The sequence below is a fragment of the Candidatus Dormiibacterota bacterium genome, from assembly GCA_035536395.1.
Taxonomy (GTDB): domain Bacteria; phylum Patescibacteriota; class Saccharimonadia; order UBA4664; family DATLOE01; genus DATLOE01.
Genome location: DATLOE010000007.1, coordinates 1 through 7,391 on the forward strand (window position 1 = coordinate 1; position 7,391 = coordinate 7,391).

General features: G+C 50.1%; 5 protein-coding genes. All 5 read left to right on the forward strand.

The annotated features are described in order from the left end of the window. A partial coding sequence (locus VNA68_01660) for a hypothetical protein (protein HVE80825.1) occupies positions 1-890 on the forward strand: 890 nt, incomplete at its 5' end. A gap of 109 nt (positions 891-999) precedes the next feature. Beyond that, complete coding sequence (locus VNA68_01665; protein ID HVE80826.1) at positions 1,000-2,466, forward strand: L,D-transpeptidase/peptidoglycan binding protein; 1,467 nt, start codon at positions 1,000-1,002, stop codon at positions 2,464-2,466. Positions 2,467-2,648: 182 nt separating this feature from the next. Next, positions 2,649-3,086 (forward strand): hypothetical protein, encoded by a 438-nt coding sequence (locus VNA68_01670; GenBank protein ID HVE80827.1) that lies wholly within the window; start codon positions 2,649-2,651, stop codon positions 3,084-3,086. Between the two features lie 102 nt (positions 3,087-3,188). Then, positions 3,189-5,990 (forward strand): DUF87 domain-containing protein, encoded by a 2,802-nt coding sequence (locus VNA68_01675; GenBank protein HVE80828.1) that lies wholly within the window; start codon positions 3,189-3,191, stop codon positions 5,988-5,990. Between the two features lie 57 nt (positions 5,991-6,047). Further along, positions 6,048-7,391 (forward strand): hypothetical protein (locus VNA68_01680; GenBank protein HVE80829.1); only part of this gene is annotated, 1,344 nt, incomplete at its 3' end.

A 7,391-nucleotide genomic window follows, 5' to 3' on the forward strand; every position in this document is an offset into this window, starting at 1 on the left:
CAATTACATTCGATAAGCGCTGGTCGGCGATCTGGAGAGCTAAGGATATTATGTGCTCACTGGGGCTCTTTGAAGTTAGCACCTACTCTTTCATTAGTGAAAAGCAGATTGCAGACATTGGAGCAAAGCCTGCCGGACACCTGAAGCTTAAGAACCCGCTTTCTAGCGAGCAGGCGTATCTGCGCTCAGATTTGCTACCGAGTTTGCTTAAAACAGCTGAACGTAATCGCTCGTATAGTCGCGAGTTCGGCGTGTTTGAGTTCTCTAGGGTCTATGTGAGCCGGGGAGAAGGCAAGCTGCCGGCAGAACCCCTGAGACTAGGGGTGTTGATTCGTACCGAGGCCGGTGGGTATAAAAGCGCTAAGCGGGCGCTCGATTGCCTGGCCAGAGAGTTTAACCTGCAGATAAGCATTACTCCCCAGGCTTTTGGGACTATGGCGCATCCGGCCAATGCGGCTGTTATTAAGGCCGGCACAGAGGTAATCGGCTTGCTTTGCCAGCTGCATCCGGTTTTGACTAAACGCCATAAAATTAGCGCAGAAATTGGCTATCTGGAAGTTGACTGGGATAGACTTATGTCTGCCGTTATACCCAGGGTGTACCGAGAAGCCAGTCGCTATCCATCCATTGAGCGCGATATTGCGATTGTGCTAAAAAGCGATATAAATTGGAACAAGATTGAGCAGGGCATTAATGCTTCAGAGCTGGCCAGCGCCGAATTCCTTAGTGACTATTACGGATCAGATCTGCCCAAGGGCCATAAAAGCCTAGCTATCAGGCTTCATTTCCAGTCTATGGATAGAACGCTGACTGATAAAGAAGCCGAGGCGGGGGAGAAGAAGGTGCTTGCTTTACTGAAGAAACGGTTTGGAGCGGCACCCAGGAAGTAATCGCTCTGATTTATCAAAGACTAGCCAAATCAGAAGCATAAGCGTTATAATACTATTAAGCCAGCGGTGTATTGGCTGGTTGCTAATATTGCTTAAAAAATAAAAAAGCTTGGAACTAGCAAAATCGTCTTTATTAACCCTTTGGCCAGAGATTAAACTCAGGCTTAATCGCCATACGGATCTGGTAAGAAAATCCGTCTTGGTTGCGGGTGCCATCATGGTTGCGGCTTTCAGTCTGCAGCTAGGGCTATCGGCAGCTTATGCTGGCAAAATATATCCGGGCGTAAAGCTCTCGGGCATATCTGTCGGGGGTATGACCAGGCATCAGGCCGAGCAGAGGCTGCTTGAAGGAACAAGCAGTTACACCATTAAGATCGAAGCTGCCGGGCGCAAGTATCAAATTACCGCCGAGGAGCTAGGGGCTAGCTATGATGTGGGTGCCTCGGTTGAGTCGGCTTATTTGGTGGGTCGCAACGGCGGCTTTTTGCCTTGGGAGCTTGTTCAGCAACGTACCGATCGTGACTTGCGCTACGCTTACCGGCTTAACCAAGCGGCCAAAAGCCAGCTAGTTGCAAAAATTGTTCAGGAAACAGGGGTCGCTCCGATAGATGCCGCGATTGTGATTAAAGGTGGCAAGCCGGAGATCCAGCCCGATAAAGATGGCAAGGCTATTAATGCCTCAGACATGGAGCGGCTGCTAGAATCAGCTGTTGCTAACCCAGGCGACCAGTTGATAAGTATCATCCCAACCATACAGGCCGCTAGGATTCAGGAAGAACATGTGAAGCCAGTCGTAGATCAGACTCAAAAACTGCTGGCCGTACCGATTAAAATCACTCATGGTGATAAAAGCTTTTCTCCCTCACCAGCTGATATAGGAGAGTGGATTACCTACGAGAAAGCCTTGCCAGCGGAGCAGCCGGGTTTAAAGCCTCAGATTAATGCCGACAAGGTTCGGTTCTACCTGCAATCAGTGGCCAACGCGATTTATGTGAAGCCGGTTAATAAAAAAATCCGAATAGAAAACGGAGTTTCGAGCGAAGAGAGAGCAGGAACCGATGGCTTGATGCTGAACGAGGCGCCGGTGGTGGAAGCCATAATTAAATCCTTGAGCGATCAAAAAGCGCTTGCTATGGCCGCCCCGACCAAACCCGTTGCCTACAAAACGGAATATAGTAGGGTCACGACCCTGGACGGGCAGTACATAGAGATCAATCTGAGCAGCCAGCGTCTGTGGGCATATGACAACCACAAACTGGTGTTTGAAACTCCAATTACAAGTGGCGCTACCGGTGCGGGCTTCCCAACAGTTCAGGGTATGTTCGCAATCTATAATAAGCAGACCAACCGCAACCTTAATGGCTACGCCATAGGCTATGACTACAACGTATTTGTGAAGTATTGGATGCCGTTCCATGCCGATTACGGGCTGCATGATGCTAGCTGGCGTTCACAGTTCGGCGGCTCAGATTATTACTACGGCGGCTCACATGGCTGTGTGAATATGCCGGAGGCTGCGGCGGCGTTTCTGTTTGGGTGGGCGCCGGTGGGCACGCCCGTCTGGATCCACAGCTAGCAGTCCACCTATTTCAGCCATTTCGGCGTCATCACCTGCGTTGCTCTTTCTGCGTATATTCAATACGCCTCAATACGCTACTCGTTCTTCCTTGATCTGGCTAAAATATATGAATTGTATGCTCGCTCTTGCTTCTCACTGCTAACCATAAGTGGTATAATTTTTATAAAAGTGAGGAAGAAATGGACGAGCAGCCCAAACCTGATATTCAGCCAAATCCTAATTTAGAACCGGCACAAATGCCGGAGTTTCAGCCCGATACCCAGCCGGCTCCCATTCCACCTGAGGCCGAACCGCCTGCTACTGCTGATACTCCGCCAATTCTTCCGCCGACCGACGAAGATTCTAATTTGACGACCCCTCCCGCCCAGCAGTCGACTGTGCCGACATATGCCAAGGGCGAGCAGGCTAGTGCATCGATGTCTGAGCAGTCTAACCCTCAACTAGCCGAAGACGTGGATGTAATAGAAAAGGAGTGGGTGGATCAAGCTAATAAGGTGGTTGAGCAGACAAAGAACGATCCATATCTAGAAGAAGAAGCAATTGAGGAACTACAGGTAGATTATTTGAAGAAAAGGTATGGGCATGAGGTTAAGAAACCTGAAAAACCAGGTCAGTAATGTATTTTTTACATCATTCGCAGACTTTGCAGTCTACCATCTGGCGGCCTTATTAAACCCGAGTATAATAAGGCTAGAATATAGTGAGGTGAAGTAAGTCCCGTGAGTAATATACTGTTTTTGGTTATTGCGTTTATAATTTTCGGCCTGATTCTAGGTGGAATCGCTTTTTTGGCATATAGAAGAGCGCTTAGGAGGGCCAAGGGTATTGAACGCGGCTTGAAAATGGTGCCGCTCTTAATCCACTTGCCACCCCCGACCGATCATGCAGACAACCCTCATAGGGACGCCAGAGATGTGTTAAAAGAAAAGATTTCCCAAGCCGAAGTGCTTTACGATTTAATTACTGGTACCGCGCAAGAAGGCTTTAGAAGTAATTTTTATGGGCAGCGCCATATAGCTTTTGAAATTATTGCCAGCAACGGCCTGGTGCACTTCTTTGCGGCTGTACCGGTATCTATGGTGGAGGTCATTGAACAGGCGATTCTAACAGCCTATCCTGGAGCCAGGCTCGAGGAGGTCGAAGATCACAACATTTTTAACCCCCAAGGCAAGTTAACCGGCACCAGTGGCGGCGAGCTGACACTCAAGCATGAGGCCGCCTACCCGATAGCTACCTACGAAACCCTTGAGCGCGATCCACTTGAGGCATTACTGAACGCTCTTAGCAAGATAGAGCCAGGCGAGGGGGCAGCTGTGCAGGTGATGCTTAGGCCGTCTAGCCGGCACTGGGTTAAACACGCGCTTGATATAGTTGCCAAGAAAAGGCGCACCAAACGCGGCACACTCAGTATTACACCGGGTACACTAGCTAAGGCGGCCTGGAAGGCGCCGTCTCAGGCTCACCAGGAAGAGCAGGTCTACCGGCCAAGCAAGCTAGAGGAATCGATACTGGAGCAGATCGAAGAAAAGACCAAGCATCCCTCATACGAGATATTAATTAGAGTATTGGCATCTTCTCCGACCTATGACCGTTCGCATGTAATGCTGCGTAATATTATTAATGCCTTCGCGCTATTTGAGGCACCCGGCATGAACGGATTCAAGTTTATGGAGGCCAAGGACATAGCAGGCCTCGCTACGGCTTTTATATTTCGGTTTTTCCCTCCAGAATTAAACAATAATATTGTAAACAGCATGGAGCTGGCGACCCTATTCCATCTGCCCGACTCGCAATATATACCGACCTCCAGACTTCAGCAGCAGAGATCTAAGCAAGTGGACGGACCAGTGGCCACTTCGCCAGGCGGCTTACTGTTCGGTTACAACATTTTTAGAGGCGCCAAGAAAGAGATTCGCTTGAGCGCTGACGATCGGCGGCGGCATACTTATATAGTTGGCCAAACAGGCACAGGTAAATCTACCTTACTAGAGAATTTAGCGGTACAGGATATGCTGGCTGGTGGCGGTTTTGCATTTATCGATCCTCACGGCGATACGGCTGAGAGGCTAATGAACATGGTGCCGAAAAACCGGGCGGAGGATGTGATTTACTTTAATCCAGCCGATACCGAGTACCCGCTCGGCCTGAATTTATTCGAATTCAGCAACCCGGCTCAAAAAGATTTCTTGATTCAAGAGAGCATTAATATGCTTTATAAGATGTATGACCCTGGCAAGACTGGCATTATTGGCCCGCGGTTTGAGCATTGGTATCGTAACGCCGCCTTAACTTTAATGGCCGATCCGGCCGGGGCTACGATAATCGAAATCCCCAAGGTTTTTACCGACAATGAATTCTTAAAACGTAAATTCAAACACGTTACCGACCCAACTGTAGTAGATTTTTGGACCAAAGAAATGGCTCAAACCAGTGATTATCATAAGAGCGAGATGCTGGGGTGGTTCGTGTCTAAATTCGGCGCTTTTGCTAGCAATGAGATGATGCGCAACATTTTAGGCCAGACCAAATCGGCCTTTAACCTGCGCGAGATTATGGACCAGAAGAAGATTCTAATTGTGAACCTTAGTAAGGGAAGGGTGGGGGATCTGAACTCTCAGCTTTTGGGTATGATTTTGGTCATTAAGTTTCAGGCGGCGGCTATGAGCCGGGCGGCAGCAGACCCGGCTCAGCGGCCGGATTTCTGCCTGTATGTAGATGAGTTCCAAAGCTTTTCGACCGATTCGTTTGCCCAGGTTCTAAGCGAAGCGCGCAAGTACGGCCTGAACTTAGTAGTGGCCAACCAGTTTATCGGCCAGCTGACGGAGGAGATAAAAGAGTCTGTGTTTGGCAATGTCGGTACAATTGCCAGCTACCGCTGTGGGCCGGAAGACGCAGAGTTTTTAGTAAAGCAGTTTGCTCCGGTGTTTGACGCGCGCGACATTATTAATTTGCCAAACTTTAATACAGTGATGAAGATGATGATTGGCGGGGTGCCCTCCCAGCCGTTTAGCGTTACTGCGCTGCCGCCGTTGGGGGTTGCCAATGCCGAGATGGGCTTAGCCATTAAACAGCTTTCTGCGGCCAAGCATGGGCTAGCCAGGCCTCAGGCAGAAAGCGATATATCGGTTCGTTTACAAACTTCACGGCCAGTCCCTCTGTACCAGCCGAAAGAAGCAGCTCCAGTTAAAGAAACTCCGCCCAGCCCGCCCGCTAAAACCGAGCAAGCGTCTCCAATACCACCGACTGCTACTACGGCTGTAAAACCGGCACCAATTGCAAATCAAACCACACCGGCCGCTCCACAGGCGGTAAAGCCGGTGCAAGGTAACCCAGCTGCCCAACAAGCGAGCAGCACGAAGATATCGGATGTAGTTAAAACCAACCCCAGGCCGCCTGCAGCAACTTCTGCTCCAGCCGCCGCCTCGCCGCCGCCAGAGTCTGCACCAGCATCAGCCGATAAGTCTTATATTATCCCCGGGGAAATTTACGTAGATGAGCACGGGATTGTGCATCAGGGGTAAAAAAAGTTGCATTTAATAAACATAAGAGTTATTATGTAATCCTATAACTTTTTAGGTGTGATGAGGCAAGAGCCTAATAATCTATTGCACCGGGTACACAACAAGTTATCAAAACTGAATATCATTTTGTGTGAACCCTTTGCTATTGGCGTTTCTTCGGCTGGGCAGATTTTACTTAGCCGCTTAGTTCCGCTTGTCTTGGCCACTGCTCTCATCGGCGGGGGAACCGGTTTGCTTGTCGACCAGTATCTAATCTACCCCGGCGAGCGCGGCCTAAGAGGGGAACAAGGTGCGACGGGCACTGCCGGGCAAACCGGCCCAGCCGGAATAACCGGTCCTCAAGGCGCAGTCGGCTTGCAGGGCTCGCCAGGCGAACCAGGCACCCAAGGTATCCAAGGATCAGCCGGCCCGCAAGGGGAACAGGGCCTCCAGGGCTCAACTGGAGCTACAGGTGCAACCGGCCCAACCGGTTCCCAAGGCCCCAGTGGTACTGCCACCTGCCCCAACGGCACTTGTGCCTCACTGCAGGCCACAAGCCCAGGAGTTCAAGAGACCGGTAATATTAATGTATCCGGTACCATCATAGCCGGCTCCTTCAGCGGCTCCGGTGCCTCCCTTACCTCACTGAATGCCACCAACTTATCCAGTGGTACCGTAGCTGATGGGCGATTGTCTGCCAATGTATCTCTGCTCGGCCAAACGATAGAGAATGCCGAACTGGCTGGCAGTATTGCAGACAGCAAGCTAAATACTATCGCAACAGCTGGCAAGGTAGCAGATAGTGCACTAAGCTCCAATGTCACCATCCAAGGCAATAGCTTTAATGGTGTTTCTCAGTTAGTCCAGCTAAACGCCTCCACCCAGCTGCCAGCTGTTTCCGGAGTCTTACTTACCTCCCTAAATGCCACCCAGTTAACTTCTGGCACTGTAGATAATGCCAGACTAAACTCCTCCGTTTCTCTCCTCGGCCAACTGATAGAGAATGCCGAGCTAGCCGGCTCTATTACTGACTCTAAGCTTAATACCATCTCAACAGCCGGCAAGGTAGCAGATAGTGCCTTAAGTAGTAATGTAGCACTCTTAAGTGCCGCTAATACCTTTACCGGTACTAATATGATTAATAAAACAAGTACGACAGCCTTTGTTATCCAGACTGACTCAGGGGCCACCAATCTACTGACAGCCGACACATCAGGTCTTAAGATCACTCTTGGCTCGGCCTCAGCCACGCCGGTATTGTTGGTACTGGGTACAAAGAATACGACTGGCGACCCTACTTGCACTAATGGAGCTGTTTACTATAATTCAAACTCCAGCCAATTCCGTGGCTGTGCCAATGGAGGCTGGACGGGCCTTGGCGGTATGACCAAAATCGCAGACACCACTCTTTCCGGATCGGCT